This is a genomic window from Sphaerospermopsis torques-reginae ITEP-024, from assembly GCF_019598945.1.
Taxonomy (GTDB): domain Bacteria; phylum Cyanobacteriota; class Cyanobacteriia; order Cyanobacteriales; family Nostocaceae; genus Sphaerospermopsis.
Genome location: NZ_CP080598.1, coordinates 761,473 through 778,623, shown reverse-complemented (window position 1 = coordinate 778,623; position 17,151 = coordinate 761,473). Strand labels below are relative to the sequence as shown.

Annotated in this window: 14 protein-coding genes and 1 pseudogene; 7 read left to right on the top strand and 8 right to left on the bottom strand. The window is 38.8% G+C overall.

Annotated elements, in window-relative coordinates; translation table 11 throughout:
* Positions 1-106 precede the first annotated feature (106 nt).
* From kaiC to K2F26_RS03610, 3 genes are all read right to left on the bottom strand, one after another.
* Entirely contained in the window at positions 107-1,651 is a 1,545-nt protein-coding gene (gene kaiC, locus K2F26_RS03620; RefSeq protein WP_187038728.1) for a circadian clock protein KaiC, read from the bottom strand.
* A gap of 137 nt (positions 1,652-1,788) precedes the next feature.
* Complete coding sequence (kaiB, locus tag K2F26_RS03615) at positions 1,789-2,103, bottom strand: circadian clock protein KaiB (RefSeq protein ID WP_194055195.1); 315 nt, start codon at positions 2,101-2,103, stop codon at positions 1,789-1,791.
* Positions 2,104-2,281: 178 nt separating this feature from the next.
* Positions 2,282-2,878 carry a circadian clock protein KaiA gene (locus tag K2F26_RS03610; protein WP_220610387.1) on the bottom strand — a complete coding sequence of 199 codons (597 nt, stop codon included), beginning with the start codon at positions 2,876-2,878 and terminating at the stop codon, positions 2,282-2,284.
* A gap of 368 nt (positions 2,879-3,246) precedes the next feature.
* Between K2F26_RS03610 and K2F26_RS03605 the strand changes: the two genes are divergently transcribed.
* Together K2F26_RS03605 and K2F26_RS03600 are read left to right on the top strand one after the other, a co-directional pair.
* Positions 3,247-3,405 carry a hypothetical protein gene (locus tag K2F26_RS03605; protein ID WP_220610386.1) on the top strand — a complete coding sequence of 53 codons (159 nt, stop codon included), beginning with the start codon at positions 3,247-3,249 and terminating at the stop codon, positions 3,403-3,405.
* A 68-nt stretch (positions 3,406-3,473) separates the two neighbouring features.
* Entirely contained in the window at positions 3,474-6,743 is a 3,270-nt protein-coding gene (locus K2F26_RS03600) for an ATP-binding response regulator (protein WP_220611762.1), read from the top strand.
* Positions 6,744-7,026: 283 nt separating this feature from the next.
* On the opposite strand, the gene K2F26_RS03595 is transcribed toward K2F26_RS03600, so the two are convergent.
* Entirely contained in the window at positions 7,027-8,865 is a 1,839-nt protein-coding gene (locus tag K2F26_RS03595) for an ArnT family glycosyltransferase (protein ID WP_220610385.1), read from the bottom strand.
* A 342-nt stretch (positions 8,866-9,207) separates the two neighbouring features.
* Positions 9,208-9,822 carry a hypothetical protein gene (locus K2F26_RS03590; RefSeq protein WP_220610384.1) on the bottom strand — a complete coding sequence of 205 codons (615 nt, stop codon included), beginning with the start codon at positions 9,820-9,822 and terminating at the stop codon, positions 9,208-9,210.
* Between the two features lie 165 nt (positions 9,823-9,987).
* Between K2F26_RS03590 and K2F26_RS03585 the strand changes: the two genes are divergently transcribed.
* Positions 9,988-10,320, top strand: coding sequence for a DUF565 domain-containing protein (locus tag K2F26_RS03585; RefSeq protein WP_096571708.1), 333 nt, complete (start codon positions 9,988-9,990; stop codon positions 10,318-10,320).
* Positions 10,321-10,506: 186 nt separating this feature from the next.
* Positions 10,507-11,562, top strand: a complete 1,056-nt coding sequence (locus tag K2F26_RS03580; protein ID WP_220610383.1) for a glycerate kinase — start codon at positions 10,507-10,509, stop codon at positions 11,560-11,562.
* A gap of 35 nt (positions 11,563-11,597) precedes the next feature.
* On the opposite strand, the gene K2F26_RS03575 is transcribed toward K2F26_RS03580, so the two are convergent.
* Both K2F26_RS03575 and K2F26_RS03570 read right to left on the bottom strand, forming a co-directional pair.
* A complete protein-coding gene (locus K2F26_RS03575) occupies positions 11,598-13,055 on the bottom strand; it encodes a protein adenylyltransferase SelO (protein WP_220610382.1) in 1,458 nt (485 codons plus the stop codon).
* Positions 13,056-13,201: 146 nt separating this feature from the next.
* Positions 13,202-13,771 (bottom strand): GNAT family N-acetyltransferase, encoded by a 570-nt coding sequence (locus tag K2F26_RS03570; RefSeq protein WP_220610381.1) that lies wholly within the window; start codon positions 13,769-13,771, stop codon positions 13,202-13,204.
* Positions 13,772-13,847: 76 nt separating this feature from the next.
* Between K2F26_RS03570 and bioB the strand changes: the two genes are divergently transcribed.
* The gene (gene bioB / locus K2F26_RS03565) at positions 13,848-14,849 is read left to right on the top strand and encodes a biotin synthase BioB (protein ID WP_220610380.1); all 1,002 of its coding nucleotides are present in this window, start codon (positions 13,848-13,850) and stop codon (positions 14,847-14,849) included.
* 41 nt (positions 14,850-14,890) lie between these two features.
* On the opposite strand, the gene petL is transcribed toward bioB, so the two are convergent.
* Positions 14,891-14,983, bottom strand: a complete 93-nt coding sequence (gene petL, locus K2F26_RS03560) for a cytochrome b6-f complex subunit PetL (protein WP_013193238.1) — start codon at positions 14,981-14,983, stop codon at positions 14,891-14,893.
* 361 nt (positions 14,984-15,344) lie between these two features.
* On the opposite strand from petL, the gene aroB reads away from it, so the two are divergent.
* On the top strand, positions 15,345-16,442 hold the full coding sequence (gene aroB, locus K2F26_RS03555) for a 3-dehydroquinate synthase (RefSeq protein WP_220610379.1): 1,098 nt from the start codon (positions 15,345-15,347) through the stop codon (positions 16,440-16,442).
* Positions 16,443-16,944: 502 nt separating this feature from the next.
* A pseudogene (locus tag K2F26_RS03550) lies at positions 16,945-17,091 on the top strand (chlorophyll a/b binding light-harvesting protein); the annotation flags it as partial.
* Positions 17,092-17,151: the final 60 nt, after the last annotated feature.

The window sequence follows — 17,151 nt, the reverse complement described above, 5'->3', positions numbered from 1 at the left end:
CCATTTAGCGGCAGAAAACTTGTCTTCTCACAGAATATAACATGATGCTAAATGAAGCAAATAATATACTATATACCGAATTTAGCTTCTTTCGGGATTTAGCAGTTTATTTGTCTTCAAAACGTTTAACAATGCGAGAAAGTTCCGCCTTTTCGTCTATGCTAACGCGGCTAGGCGCTCCACTGACAATTCTCTCGTAATTACGGAAGGAATCTTTAATATTAGGTCCATCAGCCGTAATATTGTACTCCCTAATCCCTTTATCGTGCCACGAACCCCGCATTTTAAAGACGTTGATTGCCCGTGACATTTCTCCATGAATTTCTACGTACTGCAACATAATAATTGTGTCAGTAATCGTGGAAATATGAGAATCTGTAATGGAATGTGACCCCATAAATTGGTCACTGGTATTGGTAAAGAAGCCTGTAATTTCTTCTTGTTTGGCATAACCTGTTACCCCAATCACAAATTGGCGAAAAGCATTATTACTTACGCCTCTAGCCAATGCCGAAAGGGAGTCAATAGCAATCCGGGCTGGTTTAAAATCGGCAATTTCTGATTTAATAATTTGTAAGTGATCTTCTAATCCAGTTGATTCAGGATAGGTACAAATTATTTTTAATAAACCTTGGTGTTCTAATTCCTCAAAGTCAATTCCCCAAGAATAAGCATTTCGAGAAAGTTGAGCGCGGGATTCTTCATAAGCAAATAATATGGCTCTCTCACCGCTGACACAACCATCTTGAATAAATTTGCTGACTAAGAGAGTTTTACCAGTACCTGTAGCTCCTGTGGCTAAAATAATCGAATCTTTGAAGAAACCACCACCACACATTTCATCTAGGGTGCTAACTCCTGAAGATACACGGACATTTGAGGATCTTTGTGTTAACCGCATTGCTCCCAAGGGGAATATATTAACTCCGGCATTGGTGATTGTAAATGGATATTCACCTTTCATGTGGGTTGTACCGCGCAATTTGAGAATTTCTATGGTGCGGCGGCGGCGTTCTCCTTCTAAAACGTTACGCACAATTACCACGTTGTCAGAAACAAATTCTTCTACCCCAAAAGAAGCTACTGGTCCATATTCTTCTCCCCGTTCTGTGGTAATGATTGTGGTGACGTATAATTGTTTAAGACGCGCTACGAGCCGGAATATCTCGCGCCGCACTACTCCCACTGCTTCATATTGTTGGAAGACTGCGGTAATGGAGTCAATGGAAACACGATGGGCTTTGTATTTGCGAATAGCATATTGCAACCTTTCAATTAAAGCGGAAAGGTCAAAATTCCCCACAATATCTTGCCCTTCGGGATCGGGGGAAGCGTCGAGAATAAACAGTTTCCCTTCTTCAATTAGTTTTTGTAAATTCCAGCCAAAAATATGGGCGTTTTTAATAATGTCGCTGGGTGATTCCTCGAAGGTAACAAATACTCCTGGTTCATCAAAGTAGGTGATACCATTATAAAGAAATTGCAGAGATAATAAGGTTTTTCCAGTACCAGATGTACCGCTGACTAAGGTTGTTCTACCCACTGGTAAACCGCCATGACTAATATCGTCAAATCCCTCAATCATGGTGCGAATTTTCTCTACACCACCACTTGCTGGTTTTTGTTGTTCTTGTTGCTCTTGGTCACTCATTGTTGATTATATAGGTCTTTAACCCGATTTCTTAAATTCCTAAAGTCTGTACAGAGTTTTTATGAAAAAATGTTCTTTACTAGGGTCAAGAGTTTTAAAAAGCTGAATACTGACTGCTGAATGCTAACTGCTATATGTTACTGTTCCCAGTCTTCTTCATTTAATTCTTCATAAAGTAAGTCTAAACCGATTAAAACTCTTTCTCTGTCTGAAAGATCACCTATGATTTTGCGAACGGGAGGGGGCAAAATCTTCGATAATGTCGGTGTGGCTAATATTTTGTCTTCTTCGGCTAATTGTGGGTTTTTGAGGACATCAATTACTTTTAGGGCATAAACTCCTTGAAACTCCTGTTCTAATATGTTTTTGAGTGTGTTTAATGCTCGCACGGAGTTGGGTGTGTTCCCTGCGACATATAGCTTGAGAACATAGGTTTTTTTGGCTTTATTCATAAATGTACAGTTTAGATATGAGAATAGGAATACAAAATAGGATTAAGCATTTGTTTCAACCAATAACAGATGCCTGTTGCAATAGGATTAATCTTAAACAATTTAAAAATCAATCCTGTTAATCTTTGACTCTTACTCTTTAACTCCTGAGTCAAAATCCAAGATAGCATGAATTTCTTCAGTTCATTTTAGACACAGAACATCTATATACTTCACACAAATGTGCCAGAATATCTATCAATGTCAGCCGGTAATCTAGTAATGTTTCATCGCTCCTGCCTTCTAATTTTAGCTGTTTGGAAAATTCGTCAATCAGTTCCATGTGAATTTCTATAATTTGTGGCACAGGAATATTAGCATAAAATAAGGTGTTGATGAATTTATCAATTGCAGTTTTGAGAGTTTTGTCTGTGATAAAGTAATTGATGAGAATTTTCCGGTAATCAGATTTGAGGTTCGCTAATAGTTCCTGCTTTTCCGATGGACTCATTTCTTGGAACCATTGCTGGCTTTTTTGCTCATTGCACGCAAATACATAATTCTGCTTATTAATATGCTTTAATGATAGGTCTCTATTCTCCTGCATCCTATTGTGTAAAAATTGTCCGTTTATAGGAGTGGTAGCAGTCAGCGGCAACCCAAAGAATTGAGAAAAAATCTCATCAATCAAATTCCTGCACTGCCCGATTAAACCAGCTTGGTTATTTGCCGCATCAGAATTATATAAATATTTCTTAAGAATTGGTGGACAAATCAACAATATAGGTAATAACATCTATTGTTTATATATTATGATGAACGCTGAGAGTGTAGCTTCAGTGCTGATTCAGTTTGATAAAAACTTTTCCGTAAAATCAGGGTAAAGAACGCCTTTTCTCAAAAAATATGGAGAAATTACCAATCCCTAACTGGTTTTGTCCGTCAGTGAGATAACTTAGTAGGTAATTGGTGAAGCGTTCAACAGACTATCGGCATATAGATTTTTTCATTGTACTCCTTGATAAGATGCATAAACAAAGTTAAAGTATGGTCTCATTTTAAATCATTATAATTCCTCAAGGTTCTAAAAGAATCTTTGGAGCGATAATTGTTTTAGGTGTAACTATCGCTCAGGAGTTTCCATACCAGTAGGATGCTGGTTGTTTGCTCATTCACAAGAACGGTAAAGAAAAGCATAGCCGCTCTGGAAATTATGGGATTGAGCAATTACCTATCAAAGCAGATTTTATGGCGGCGATAGATTTACAGTCTCACCAAGAAAGATTGTCAGCATCTTCTGGGTGGATATGGCTTCAGGCATGAAAAATATCAGCACTTTGGCAGATGTTGATGCCAGAGGCAACTACAGGAAGAAAGATCCCCTAAGCCTTATGTTAATGCTACATTACCCGCTTTATGACTTTTTAGCAACCGTACCCAGCTGCTCTCAAGCAAGCACTCTGGCAGTGGTGTTGGAGATTTTGGAGAAAGAGCAGTGCGATCGCTTGGTAGTGGTAAATCAACAACAAAGTCCCATAGGATTATTGAATTCTGCCCGTTTAATCCCAAAATTATTAACAGCAGCCAGTGGTGAAACTTTTTTAAATCTACAGCAACCCATTTTCACTTTGAGTCCGAATCTGATTTCCCCCATCGGGACTATACCAGCTTCTGAGCCACTGGATAAATTAAGTTTGTTTTTACGTTACCAACAAAACCAAAAAAATAAAAATTTAGATTGGGCATTGATTGATGCAGATGGTAAATTTTTAGGTCTACTGGATCACCTACGCCTACTCAGCTTTTTAGCTAAAAATAAAGTTACAATTGCCTCTAACCTTGCTGGGACGACGGAAAATAATACTAGAAGAAAAAATAGCTCTTATAAGCAGAATCAACATCAATCACTAAGATATAACGCTTTAGTGCAGTTATTGGAAAGACTGCCTTGGCCTTTAATGTTGCAAACAAGCACCGGTGAAGTTTTAACACAAAATCCTGCTTGGTGGCAACAATTGGGAGTTTTGAAAGATCCAGAAGGAATTAGGCTACAAGTAGAAACTATCCTATCTCCTGTCAGGCGTGAAGACCCAGAATATATCCATCGACAAACATTCAAGGTTTATTCTGATATTAGCAAGGGTGCAACTGAAGATGCTGTGACGCTGATGCCAGAAGCCAGAGGTCATAACTTGCCTAAAAGCAGTCAAGCACCTCACTCCACATCGGTTTTAGCAATGATGCAGGAGCAGCAAGGAAAAGCAAATGCTACATCCAGTCATTGCTATTTGGATGCTAAACAAGGTAGTTGTACTTGTGTTGTGCAGGTGCAAAATGGTCAAGAGCGAATTTGGCAGTTTGCTAAAATCCTCTTGGATAGTCCTGAATTAAAAGTTGGGGGCGGTGATGCAGAAGTTCTCAACTCAACTAATAATTCAGCAAATTTCACTGATAATCTGTGGTTGGTTTTAGCTACGGATGTGACCGAACAACAACAGCTTTTTAAAGAATTGGCAGCTAAAAATGCTGATTTAATTCAACTTAATCGGTTAAAAGATGAGTTTCTAGCTTGTATTAGCCATGAATTAAAAACGCCGTTGACAGCAGTTTTAGGCTTGTCAAGATTACTGGCAGATCAACAATTAGGAGAACTGAACGAAAGACAAGCACGTTATGCGGGTTTAATTCATCAAAGTGGCCGTCATTTGATGAGTGTGGTGAATGACATTTTAGATTTGACGCGGATGGAAACGGGACAGATGGAACTGACTCCATCGCTGGTACAGATTCGGGAAGTGTGCGATCGCGCTTTATCAGAAGTGATTACACTCCACAGTCAACCAAGCAAAACCACCGAGTCTGCAAATGATCACCAATTCAGCCTGACCATTGAACCTGGTTTAAAGGAGATGGTAGCAGATGAATTACGCTTGCGGCAAATGCTGGTACACTTACTTTCCAACGCTTTTAAATTCACTGAAACCACTGGGGAACTTGGGTTGCGGGTAAATCGCTGGGAAGGATGGATTGCTTTTACAGTGTGGGATACAGGTATTGGTATTCCTGAACATCAACAACATTTAATCTTTCAAAAATTCCAACAGTTAGAAAATCCCCTAACTCGCCAATTTGAAGGCACTGGTTTAGGGTTAGTATTAACCAGGGCTTTAGCTCGATTACATGGTGGAGATGTGAGCTTTTTGTCTCGTGAAGGTAAAGGTAGCCAGTTTACATTGTTATTACCTCCTTCTCCTCCCAAAACCAGCTTTTCTGAATCAGAGGGGGGAAATTTAGAAGTACATCAACCTATTTCTTCTCAAAGGTTAATATTAGTAGTTGAGGCAGTAGCGCGATATATAGAAGACCTAACCCAACATCTGAAAGGTTTAGGTTATCGGGTGGTGATTGCGCGTTCCGGGACAGAAGCATTAGAAAAAGCGCGGCGCTTGCAACCAAAAACGATCTTTTTGAATCCCTTATTACCCCTGCTGTCTGGTTGGGATGTACTGACTTTACTAAAATCCGATAGTGCAACTCGCCATATTCCTGTGATTATCACTGCTACGGGGGCAGAAAAAGAACACGCTTATGCTAACAGGGCTGATGCTTTCTTGAGTTTGCCAGTGGAACATCAAGCTTTAGTACCCATTCTAGAAAGATTGTGTGCTACACCAGAAGTTCAGCAGGTAGGTTTAACAAATAGCGATATTGTACCGGAAAAAACTCCGTTGCGGATTCTGCGGTTGGTGAATCCAGAATTAGAGTCTGTTAATCCCCAACCCTCCCTACGTGAACATCGAGTTATTGAAGTAGATGATTTAGATCAGGCAGAAATTTTAGCGCGGGTGTGGCAGTTTGATGTCATTTTGTTGGATGTTGACAGTTCTAATGCCCAACATTATCTGCAACACTTGACGAAGTACCAAAGGTTAGCAAAATTGCCTTTGGTGACTTGTGATGTAGCCACAACCTTGGCAGCTTCCCAAATATCAGGATTGGGTGTATTTCCTTGCTTAACGCCATTGGGTGGGGAAAATCTCAATAGCAACGGCAAACCAGATCCTTTATTATCGGTGTTGGAAATTGCTTCTAATATTGGTTGTCCTCCTAATATTTTAGTGGTTGATTTGGCTAAGTTTGGTGATTTACCACAGATAAAACGCAAGCCTGCTAAGGGTTATAGGTTAGAAAAGAAATCTGCTGTACAAGACGTTAACCAAACACTCACAAATGATCAGGAAATGGGTTATTCTGCACAGAATAATCAAAGGGGATCTGAGTGGTTTCAAGCTTTAATTCAGTATTTACAAACTGCTGGTTTTAAAGCTGCTATGGGTAACTCTTGGACTGAACTTTTGCAACAAATTCGCCATCAAAGTGTTGATTTACTATTAATTTGTTTGGGAGAATCTGCTGCTGATAAAGAAGCACAAGAAGCGTTAACAGCTTTGTCAGATTTATCTTTTAATTTACCTCCAATTTTGTTAATTGATAAAAGATTAAATCAGGTAAATACAGCCATTGATCAAACCCAAAATAACCAAAATAATGATTATCAGTGGGGAGAAATACCAGAAAGTATCGCTATTCAGAGACTACCTCATTCGATTTCAATGGCAGACTTATTAAATCAAATTAATCAAGCTTTAGGAAAGGGGTGATTGATAATTGACAATTGACAATTGACAATTGATAATTAGGGGTTGCTGAATAAACATGAAAAGATTACAGGTAAAGGGTTTGATCTGTTTTCAGGTAAAAAAAGTGCAAGCTTTTACGGGGTGGAAACTTAAAAACCTTGCATTTAATTCCTACTCAAAGGAAAAATTGTTCCTATCCAACTCTTGAAACTGTCACCTGTCACCTGTCACCTGTCACCTGTCACCTGTCATCACGACAAGACTTTCTCAGCAACCCCTAATTATCTATTCCCTTGTTGACGAATTAAGAAATTTTCATTTTTTCTTTTCTATCTTGTTTAATTCGTTGAAAGGGGATGCGAATCAAATTATAAGCTCCTTTGGTGGCGATATCTTTATAATTATCTGGTGGTAATTCCATTTCTATCAACTTTTTATGTTCGGCTAAAAGTAGTAATGATGGTGGATTAGTTTTTTTGGCTGCTTGAGTGTGAATATAATCTATAGCTTCTTGTGCAGCAGAAAGGTAAGTGACTTTTTTTTGTGAGTAGAAAGTTACTGTTGGTTTTTTGAAACCTACCATGACTAATTCTTCATGAGGTTGTTTTTCTTCCACTGCAAGTACAGATAATTCTCTTAAAGGTGCTTGTCTTTGTGCATCCATCATAAATAATGCTGGCATTAAAACAATTGCTAAAAATGCCACAAATCCCACAATATTAATAGCGATGATGGGACGGAAACTACGAATTAATATTAAAGCAGCGATAATAATAGCTGTAACTAGCCAAATTATACCCCCCCAATTTGTTAAACCTGAATTTTGAATTTGTTGGTAAAGTTCAGGTGCGGCGGGATCTGTGCCTACTAATTTGAAGAGGTTAAATAAGGCGACTGCTATTGTGGATAAAAAGGCAACGTTTACCCAACTGCTGATGCGGAAAGATTTAAAAGATTTATCAGTTTGGGTATGGGAAAATAAATCACTCCAAAATAAGGCTACCAGAATAGCTGCGGCTGGCATTAAAGGTAATACATAACTGGGAAGTTTGGTGACAGCGATGGTGAAAAAGCCAAATACACCTAAAAACCAAAAACAGGTAAATAAACCTAAGTGTTGAGAACGTTCTTGGTTGAGAAAGTGCGATCGCTGCTTCTTTTCCCAAAATTTGAATTTAGCTATGGCCGCAGGGATAAAAACTGAATATGGTGCAAAACCCAATAACACGACTAAAAAGTAAAAATACCAAGGCGCTGAGTGACCGTTAACTACCTCTGTAAAGCGTTCTATGTTGTGATAGCCAAAAAAGGCATTTATGAAATTCCAGCCATTGCGCCAAGTCACCAAGATATACCAGGGAGCAGATACGAGGAAGACTAGGAATAGTCCGAAAATTGGGCGCATTTCTCGCCATAGTTGCCAGAATTTGCCTAAGTATAGGGCAAAGGCGATCATGATGAAACCTGGTAAAACTATGCCGACTGGTCCTTTAGTTAAAATTGCTCCACCCATCAAAACATAACTGGCTAAATACCATTTATTAGGGAAGCGGGAGGGGGTGGAATTTTGAGCGTATCCCAAAAAGAAACATAGTAAGGCGGAGGCTATACAACCGGTGAGTAACATATCAGATACACCGATTCTTCCCCAAACTATCATTTCTGGGTTGAGTGCCATGATAGCTGATGCTAGGGCGGCTGTGAGGTAACGACGGCTGGGGTTTGCTGTTTGTTCTAGTTGATCTTTTTTGGCAAAATGCCACTGCACAATGTAGAACGATAAAGCTGTAACACCGGTAGCGGCTAGTGCTGAGGGTATGCGTGCTGCCCATTCGTTTACGCCGATGATAGAGTAGGCGATCGCTTGACACCAATAAATTAATGCTGGTTTGTCAAACCGAGTTTGACCATTAAAAAACGGTGTGATCCAATCTCCTGTAACTAGCATTTGCCGGGAAGCTTCGGCGAACAGTGGCTCTGTTTCGTCAACTAAGCCGACATTGCCTAAATTCCAGCCAAAAGCTATGAAGTTAATCAACAGCAACCAGAGGATGGCAATAGTCGTCACAGCAGGGGCTGGACGTTCTTTGATTTTTTTCAACCATTGGTTAACAGAAGGGCGATCGCTCAATTTTAACCTCATAAATCCATATTCACAGACACGGTAAATTGTGTCTTTCCCATAAACACAATAATTCAAAAGTCGTTTATTAGTTATATTTTGTTCTCAGATCACAGCTAGAGTGTGGGGTGTGGGTAAACCTACCGTATTTGCGACAATAAAAAACTTTTGAAACAACCTCTAAAGTGGTTTTACCTGTTCCGGGATAATCTTCTAATAGCTAATGATTGTCCTTTGATAACTTTTTGAATTTTGTCCGCAATTCTTTGATAAATTTCTTTACCAAAATAGTTGAATTTGTTAGTTTCCCATAAGTTTTGTTAATTTAGATGAGGGAATAGGGAATAGGTGACAGGGTACCCATTAAGGAATTAATATTAATTCCCATTCTTGGGTTTGGGGATTCCATTTTGGTGAGGGGGTTTCCCCAACAACATAAGGACCCCAATAGCGTCGAGAGCCATCTTGAGCAAAGGCGACTAAAATATCTCCTTTGTTTAGTTTTAAGTTACCCTCTGGGAGAGATAAAATTAAACCTTTGTCACTACCTTCTTGGGGATCAAAATCCCAATGTGCCGGAACATTATATTTATTTTTATTGGCTGAGGTATTTTTAACTGTAGGATGTCGCGCTAAGAGAGCTAAACGTACAGGTTGATCTGTTTTATTGCTCATTCGCAAACTGCCAAAGTTTGTAGTTTGATCAGTTTGAGCAGGTGAATTTTCTGTAATGGGTTTTTCTGTTTGCTTGCTGGTTGCACTGGCGACATTAGTTGTACTAGCAGATAGAACTTTCTTTGACGCACTTGGTGAGTTTGTCTGTTTTTCTAATGTAGCGGTTTGATCTGTCAGTGTTGATAAAATTTCTGGCTGTTCAGGCTCAAATGATACACTCAGTCCTAAGCATCCGGCTACAAGTCCTAGTAATCCTAATGCAAAAGTTATTACTGCCAAATTGCGATACATAGAAGATTTCATAATCATACTTTTTAGAGATAAGATTTTTTTCAGTTGTGATTAGTGATTGGTGATTGGTGATTGGGAAAAATATAATTAATTACCTATTACCTATTACCTATTACCTATTAGCTATTACCTATTACCTATTAGCTATTACCTATTACCCAGTCCCCAGTCCCCTATATGCAAAATACTCGTCTTAACAACTTATTCAGTACCATTGCCAGGAGTGTGGAGCAATGGTTTGTGAATCCTTGGCGGCGCTTATCCCTACTTTTAATCAGTTGGTTATTTGGTTTTTTTATGGGATCGGCAGTATCTACTACCGCTGGACAAAAGGCCGAGTTGGATATGGTGGCCGCTGCTTTTTTGGTTCTACTAACGGAGATCACCAGCAGGATTTTTTACAGTCGCCGCTTTTTGGCTAGACAAGCTCTGTGGGTGGAAACTCTGAACTTTCTGAAAGTTGGTTTCATCTACAGTCTATTCTTAGAAGCCTTTAAGCTGGGTTCGTAAGATTTCAATAATGGACAATTAACAATGAAAAATTGACAATTACCTCTCATTTTCAAGTCATAGTCTTGACAAAGCGGAATTTTTGGCTTTTTTTCCCTAGAAATGAAAGTTTGTCACCGTTGAATGACACAATTATCAATTGTCAATTATCAATTGATCAAGTTATTTTGGTAATGGGTGCTAGTTATGCTCAGTGAGTGGCTCAAGGAATTTTGGCTCACAGGTGAAATAGATGCTGATTGGCAAGTGTTAGCACAAGCAACAACACTGGCTGATCCTGTGAGGGCAAAGGTTTTTAATATTACCCCCGATAATGTGGCTCAAGTGATTCAAGAGCGATCGCAGCTACTTAAATCGGTTTTCCCTGCTTTTAGCCAATTTTGCGAAAATAACCTGCAAATACCTACTCAGGCTATGTTACAGGTCTTGTGGGATTTATGGCTACCGTTGGGAATGAAAATCGCATCCCAGCGACAAAAGTTAGGCAGACCTTTGATTCAGGGGATTTTAGGTGGACAAGGTACTGGTAAAACCACAATGTCCCGGATTCTCTGTTTGATTCTCCAGGAATTAGGATACTCTACTTTAAGTTTATCTTTGGATGACTTATATAAAACATACAGCGATCGCTTGACTTTAATGCAGCAAGATCCCCGTTTGATTTGGCGTGGTCCACCAGGAACTCACGATATTGACTTAGGTTTAAGTGTACTCGATCAAATTCGTCAAGGCAACAGTCCTGTGACAGTTCCCCGCTTTGATAAATCTGCTTTCTCTGGTGCCGGCGATCGCACTACCCCAGAAATTTTTACCAATGTTGATATAGTCCTGTTTGAAGGTTGGTTTGTGGGTGTACTACCCATTGATCCCCAAGCTTTTACTACCGCACCACCCCCCATTATCACAGATGATGATCGGGCTTTTGCTCGTGACATGAATCACCAACTGCAAGCTTATTTACCACTATGGCAACGCTTAGATAGCTTGATAGCACTTGATCCCAGCGATTATCGTTGTTCTTTAGCATGGCGTAAACAAGCTGAAAGAAAAATGATTGTTGCTGGTAAATCCGGCATGAATGATTCACAAATCGAGGAATTTGTCAATTACTTTTGGCGTTCATTACATCCAGAATTATTGATCAAGCCATTATTAATATCCTCGAAAGTTGATTTAGTCATTCAAGTGAATACTGATCACTCTTTTGGTGCAATCTCTAGTTATCACTCTGACAAATGTTAACTGAAATTACACCTGTTTAACCATCAGAATGTCAATCAAACGTTTGATTGAAATTGTTTGACTAAATCATAAAAAGGTTGCCAATTATCCTCTTCTGTAATTGGTTTCCAAATTGACTCAATCACCGGTCTTAATAAATTTGCTTGGGGATTATATTTATTCAATGTTTGAGAAATTGTCTGCATTTCTTCAGGATCAAAATTATTCAGGATTTTATGATAAAGCAGACACCAATTATCAAAAATATTTGATGAACCTACAGATGGGACAATATCAGAACCATTCATTACTAAAGCTGGTTCATCACGCCATTTCATAGAAAAAGTCCGCGCCATATCTGCAAAAAATTGATGATAATTAATTTGACTATCTTTCAAAAAAGTAACTGTCAAATCTAATAAATCATCACCTTCCGCTAAACTACCATCTTCAAAACCTAACTTTTTCAACATTAAATTTCGATATTCCTGATGATAGTCTTCAGCAAACTTTCCTAAACCATGCTGTAAATCACGAATATCAATGATTGCTTTTAATGGTTCTTGTAACATTTCTAAATTCAGATGACAAATACTTGGTTGCTGTCCGTAACAATAGCGGCGATAATAATCGAAATAGGCAGCAGTAAAGTATAAATCATAAGTAGGAATAAAAGCATAGGGACCATAATCAAAACTTTCCCCGGTAATTGACATATTATCAGTATTTAAAACTGCATGACAAAAACCCGCCGCCATCCATTGCGCTACTAAATCAGCTACTCTTTTGACTAATTCAGCATAAAATAAAGCATATTTATCATCTTCATTTTTCAAGTTTGGGTAATATTGATCAATCACATGATCTAACAATTTCTGAGTTAAATCAGGACGTTTCAAATAATGCAATCTTTCAAAAGTTCCAAACCGAATATGAGATTTACTCATTCTAATCATGACTGAGGAACGAGTGGGAGAAGGTTCATCACCACGCCATAAACTTAACCCGGTTTCAATCATACTTAAACAGCGGGAAGTTTTCACACCTAAACGATGTAATGCTTCTGCTGCTAAAACTTCTCTGACTCCTCCTTTCAGAGTGAGCATTCCATCACCACCACGGGAGTAAGGTGTTCTTCCTGAACCTTTTGTCCCAAAATCATATAATTCCCCATCTATTCCCCTAACTTGTCCGTAGAGAAAACCTCTACCATCACCTAAATGGGGGTTATATTCGCCAAATTGATAACCGTGATAACGCAATGCTAAAAATGGTTTTCTGCTTTGAAATTTACCAAATGCGTGAATAAAATCTTCGTCTTTTACTGTTGTTGCTTCAAGTCCTAAGCGTGGTAAAATTGCATTATTACGCCAGCGCAAAATGTGTTGAGGAAATTCCTCGGCTGCGACTTCATCATAGTAATCATTACCTAATGATTCTAAGGCACTTTCGTATTTAAGTGATAGTAAAGGATTACTTGAAGTGGTGGAATTTGGAGTTTGGGCGAGTGTCATTTTTAGTAGTTTTTAATTTGTTCTTCTCTTAATCTTACATTATAGGGAATAGGGAATAGGGAATAGGGAATAGGGAATAGGGAATAGGGTTAAAAAATTAATTCTTGATCCTGACTCCTGACTCCTGACTCCTGACTCCTGACTTCTCAATACGGTTTCCAATTATAATTAGTCAAACTGGTGAGTATATGATCTTCCCATTGTCCATTAATTAATAAATAGTCTCTAGCGTATCCTTCAATTACAAAACCTGCTCTTTTTAATACATTACCACTACGGCGATTATGGGGCATATAATTTGCCATGATCCGGTGAAAATTTAGTTCATTAAATATATATTTATTTCCCGCTTTTAATGCTTCTGTCATGTAACCATGACCTTGTGCTGCTTCTGCTAAACTATATCCAACATTACAAAAACTAGCTGCTCCGCGTATAAAATTACTGAAGTTGAGAACGCCGATTATTTCTTTGGGGTTGTTTTGATGATGTATGAAGAATCTTAAACCGCAACCGTGAATAATTTCTAAGTGATATTGTTCTATTTGATATTGCCAATATTCTGCTGTGAAAAAATCATCAGCCCAAGTAGGTGAAAATGGGGTGAGGTGATCTTTATTTGTAGTAAAATATTTGATGATTTGTGGTATGTCTTCGGGAGTGCCTACTTTTAAGAATAAGCGATTCGTTTTAATTAGTGGCAGTTCTGATTTCATATACTAAAATTATTATTTTACTGTTTTTGCTGTAATTTTGTTTATTTTAGTAACATTCTAAAAAAGGATACTCACGGTGGGAATACGCTACGATTGGCAAAAAGATGAGATTTTGGCTATTTATAATACACCATTTCTAGAGCTTATTTATCAAGCTGCTAGTGTGCATCGTCAATTTCATAATCCTAAACAAATACAGGTTTGTAAGTTGATATCTATTAAAACTGGTGGTTGCCCGGAAGATTGTGGTTATTGCGCTCAGTCGTCACGCTATAAAACCGAGGTAAAACCGGAAGCACTGTTAGAAAAAGAAACTGTGATAAATATTGCTAAGAAAGCAAAGGAAACCGGTGTAAGTCGGGTGTGTATGGGTGCTGCTTGGCGTGAAGTGCGGGATAATTCCCAGTTTGAGCAGGTCCTGGATATGGTAAAAGATGTTACTTCTATGGGTTTAGAGGTTTGCTGTACTTTGGGGATGTTAACTGCAAACCAGGCTCAAAGGTTGGAAGATGCGGGATTATATGCTTATAATCATAATTTAGATACGTCTGAGGAATATTATAGCACTGTGATTACTACTCGGACTTATGGCGATCGCCTAAACACCATTGAAAACGTCCGCACAACTAATGTAACTGTGTGTTCTGGTGGTATTCTTGGTTTAGGTGAAAGCATTGAAGATCGGGTAGGAATGTTATACACCCTTTCTAATTTACAACCTCATCCCGAATCAGTACCTATTAATATTCTCTCACAGGTTGAGGGTACACCGTTGGCAAATCAGCCAGAAGTACCGATTTGGGAAGTGGTGCGGATGATTGCTACTGCTAGAATTATTATGCCCACTTCTGATGTGCGTTTAAGTGCGGGAAGGGCGAAACTTTCCCCAGTTGAACAAGCTTTATGTTTTATGGCGGGTGCTAATTCGATTTTTTCCAGCGATGATAATAAGATGTTGACGGTGACTACTCCCTGTCCTGATTATGATGCAGATCGGCAAATGTTGAATTTATTGGGTTTGGAAATGCGGACACCGTTTGAGAAGCGGGGGAAAACACCTGCTGCGGTAACTGTTTAGATCCCCCCAACCCCCCTTAACAAGGGGGGCTTAACTAGCTATTAGATGATCTTAGCGGAACGCAGACCAAATAATAAACCGACGGCGATACCCATAAACACGCCTAAAAATACAATGTATTCAACTACAGCCATTTGTATTACTCCAGAAATTAGTTCACTAAATATATTGAATCATTAATAATTCGTAATTCGTAATTCATAATTCATAATTATCAACTACTACCCAATCACCAGTCACCAGTCACGGGAGCATCCCAAATGTGTAAGTTTATTTTTTGTGCGAGGTAAAGACGCAAAATGAACGAACCACGAAGGAGCGAAGGACACGAAGGGAAGAAGGAAGAAGAGAGTTTTTGGTGTTGCTAAGGTTATTTTTTCAAAATTGGGATGCTCCCCCAGTCACCAGTCACCAGTCACCAATCACCAGTCACCAATCACCAGTCACCAAACTACGGTAAAATACGCGAAATTGTGATTATATCAGGATTGTTAAATGAGTTCTGTAATTAAAGTAGATATACCAGAAAAGTCTTATGAAATCACTGTTGCACCTGGAAGTTTAGATCAACTGGGTGAACAGATGGCGGGTTTAAAACTGGGTAAAAAGGTACTGCTGGTTTCTAACCCGATGATATTTAAACATTATGGGGAAAGGGCGATCGCCTCTTTAAAAAATGCTGGTTTTGATGTAGTTCACTATAACCTCCCCCCTGGAGAACGCTACAAAACTTTAAACTCCATCCAAAAAATCTATGATGTAGCCTTAGAACATCGGTTAGAACGTTCTTCAACGATGGTTGCTTTGGGTGGTGGTGTAGTTGGTGATATGACCGGGTTTGCTGCTGCGACCTGGTTAAGAGGAATTAATGTTGTCCAAGTTCCTACCAGCTTATTAGCAATGGTAGATTCATCTGTAGGCGGAAAAACCGGTGTTAACCATCCTCATGGTAAAAACTTGATTGGTGCATTTCACCAACCCAGCTTAGTATTAATAGATCCTGAAGTCTTGAAAACCTTACCAGCAGCCGAATTTCGGGCGGGAATGGCGGAAGTGATCAAGTACGGCGTAATTTGGGACGCTGAATTGTTTACTCAATTGGAAGCGAGTAAGCACCTTGACCAACTCCGCTATGTAAAATCCGACCTGATAAATTACATATTAACTCATTCTTGTCAAGCGAAGGCAGATGTTGTCAGTCAAGATGAAAAAGAATCTGGACTGCGGGCAATTTTGAATTATGGTCATACTATCGGCCATGCGGTGGAAGGTTTAACCAATTATCGCTTGTTGAAACATGGTGAAGCTGTGGGTATTGGCATGATAGCAGCAGGGGAAATCGCTGTAAAATTAGGACTTTGGCAAAAAGCCGACACAGAACGTCAAAACGCACTGATTAAAAAAGCAGGTTTACCGACAAAATTACCAGCAGGTTTAGATATTGCAGCGATTATTGATGCTTTGCAGTTAGATAAAAAAGTCAAATCTGGGAAAGTGCGGTTTGTGTTACCTACCCAAATAGGTGAAGTTAAGGTGACAGATGAAGTACCAACGGATACCATTAGGCAGGTATTAGAGGAAATGGCAGGTTAAAGCATTTCCACATCAGTCTCGCGGGCAAGATGCCCGCACCACAAAACTTAACTATTCCTCGCTACTTCTAATTCTTCCTCTTGACTCCTGTACTCTTTGTAGGTTGGGTTAAGCGATAGCGCAACCCAACAAAAGCCTGTAAATGTTGGGTTTCCTAACGGAAAGAATGTCTCATCTCAAGATAGTTACAAATAATTCTCAAAAATTTCTCACTAAATAAGAATAAGTAAGAATACAGTATTAGTTACTAGTGTTAATTTATGTTGTTATTATTATGTTAATAACTGTTAATTTTTAATTCCTAATGTATGTAAACTGAGCTATAAACCGCCAGAAATAAGCTATTTTCCCCTTTTGGGAGGATGGTAATTTGTAGCTGTGGGATACTTTGACAAAAAACTTTACAAAAATTCATATTTGATTAGTGATAAATTATCTCAATAAATCTGATATGATATGCCTAGAGCTTATTGAATATCTATCTCAATAAGTAAATTACACCATGATGAGCATAGCTGTGCAAACCCCGGAGTCAATCCCCTGGTGGTCAGGGAACGCCCGGTGAACAAATCTTTCAGGCAGATTATTAGGCGCTCCTGTTGCCCATGCAGGGTTAATTGTCCTTTGGGCTGGGGCTTTGTTTGCTTTTTTGTTATTAACTAATAGCAGTTTATTTTTCTAAGTTGTTAGTAATTTTTGGGGTGTGAAA

Bases quoted from the DNA above. Each gene is read 5' to 3' on its own strand.
- kaiC (WP_187038728.1), bottom strand. From the start codon at position 1,651: ATGAGTGACCAAGAGCAACAAGAACAACAAAAACCAGCAAGTGGTGGT.
- kaiB (WP_194055195.1), bottom strand. From the start codon at position 2,103: ATGAATAAAGCCAAAAAAACCTATGTTCTCAAGCTATATGTCGCAGGG.
- K2F26_RS03610 (WP_220610387.1), bottom strand. From the start codon at position 2,878: ATGTTATTACCTATATTGTTGATTTGTCCACCAATTCTTAAGAAATAT.
- K2F26_RS03600 (WP_220611762.1), top strand. From the start codon at position 3,474: ATGTTAATGCTACATTACCCGCTTTATGACTTTTTAGCAACCGTACCC.
- K2F26_RS03595 (WP_220610385.1), bottom strand. From the start codon at position 8,865: ATGAGGTTAAAATTGAGCGATCGCCCTTCTGTTAACCAATGGTTGAAA.
- K2F26_RS03590 (WP_220610384.1), bottom strand. From the start codon at position 9,822: ATGAAATCTTCTATGTATCGCAATTTGGCAGTAATAACTTTTGCATTA.
- K2F26_RS03585 (WP_096571708.1), top strand. From the start codon at position 9,988: ATGCAAAATACTCGTCTTAACAACTTATTCAGTACCATTGCCAGGAGT.
- K2F26_RS03580 (WP_220610383.1), top strand. From the start codon at position 10,507: ATGCTCAGTGAGTGGCTCAAGGAATTTTGGCTCACAGGTGAAATAGAT.
- K2F26_RS03575 (WP_220610382.1), bottom strand. From the start codon at position 13,055: ATGACACTCGCCCAAACTCCAAATTCCACCACTTCAAGTAATCCTTTA.
- K2F26_RS03570 (WP_220610381.1), bottom strand. From the start codon at position 13,771: ATGAAATCAGAACTGCCACTAATTAAAACGAATCGCTTATTCTTAAAA.
- petL (WP_013193238.1), bottom strand. From the start codon at position 14,983: ATGGCTGTAGTTGAATACATTGTATTTTTAGGCGTGTTTATGGGTATC.
- aroB (WP_220610379.1), top strand. From the start codon at position 15,345: ATGAGTTCTGTAATTAAAGTAGATATACCAGAAAAGTCTTATGAAATC.